This window comes from Caballeronia sordidicola, from assembly GCF_001544455.2.
Lineage (GTDB): Bacteria > Pseudomonadota > Gammaproteobacteria > Burkholderiales > Burkholderiaceae > Caballeronia > Caballeronia sordidicola.
Window position 1 is genome coordinate 1 of sequence record NZ_FCOC02000061.1, and the last position, 1,118, is coordinate 1,118.

At 55.9% G+C, this 1,118-nt stretch carries 2 protein-coding genes; both read left to right on the top strand.

The features are described 5' to 3' along the window. Positions 1 to 23 precede the first annotated feature (23 nt). Entirely contained in the window at positions 24 to 380 is a 357-nt protein-coding gene (locus AWB64_RS32465) for a helix-turn-helix domain-containing protein (protein WP_244164258.1), read from the top strand. Continuing rightward, the coding region (locus tag AWB64_RS30565; protein ID WP_244164259.1) for an IS630 family transposase at positions 268 to 1,118 on the top strand (851 nt) is incomplete at its 3' end. The genes AWB64_RS32465 and AWB64_RS30565, both read left to right, overlap by 113 nt.

A 1,118-nucleotide genomic window follows, 5' to 3' on the forward strand; every position in this document is an offset into this window, starting at 1 on the left:
ATGTTCTATCATCGACTCATAGTGTGCTGGAGAAGATCATGGGACGTAAGGGAATCGAGGTTGTCGCGTCCAAATTGGAGCGAGAACAATTGCTGTCAATGAGTCGCTCGCGTTCGCTGCCTCATTCGCTGGTGCGTCGAGCAAAGATCATCCTGATGGCAGCGGACGGTCATACGAACCAGGAGATCGCGGCGCAATGTGAAGTCACCTCGCCTGCCATTACACATTGGAAAAAGCGCTTCGTCGCACATGGGCTTGCCGGTCTGCATGACGAAGCGCGTCCGGGGCGGCCACGCGCGCACGACGACGAAGCAGTCGCCGAACTGCTGGCAAAGGTGCTGCATGGGAAGCCGGACGCCGGACGCCGCAACGCACTGTAGCGTGCGTTCAGCTGCTGCGCAAACGGGGATTTCGAAGAGCTCGGTGGCGCGGTACTTGTCGCTGTTCGGTGTGCAGCCTCATCGCTCGAAGAGCTTTAAGCTTTCTACCGATCCGTACTTCGTGGAGAAGGTGCGTGATATTGTTGGCCTCTACCTGAGTCCGCCCACCAACGCCCTGGTACTGTGTGTCGATGAGAAAAGCCAATGCCAGGCACTTGAGCGCACGCAGCCAGTGTTGCCGATGGGTCTAGGCTATCTCGAAGGTGTGACGCACGACTACATCCGGCATGGCACAACAACCTTGTTTGCTGCGCTCAATGCAGCAACGGGCGAGGTCATCGCACAATGCAAGTCGCGTCACCGGCATCAGGAGTTTTTGTCCTTTCTCAAACACGTTGATCAGGCGGTTCCCGACGATCTTGACGTGCATCTGATTGTCGATAACTACGCTACGCATAAGCACCCGAAGGTCAAGGCATGGCTGGCGAAACACACGCGTTATCACATGCATTTCACGCCGACTTATCCAAGCTGGCTCAATCAAGTGGAGCGCTGGTTTGGCATGATCACGCAGCAGGCCATCCGACGCGGATCCTTCAGAAATGTACGCCAACTCATCACCAGCATCGAGCGCTATGTCGCAAGCTACAATCAGCACAACCGTCCATTTGTCTGGACCGCAACTGCCGACTCCATCCTCAAGAAAGTGGCTCGCCCATGTAAAGTTATTTCTGGGAC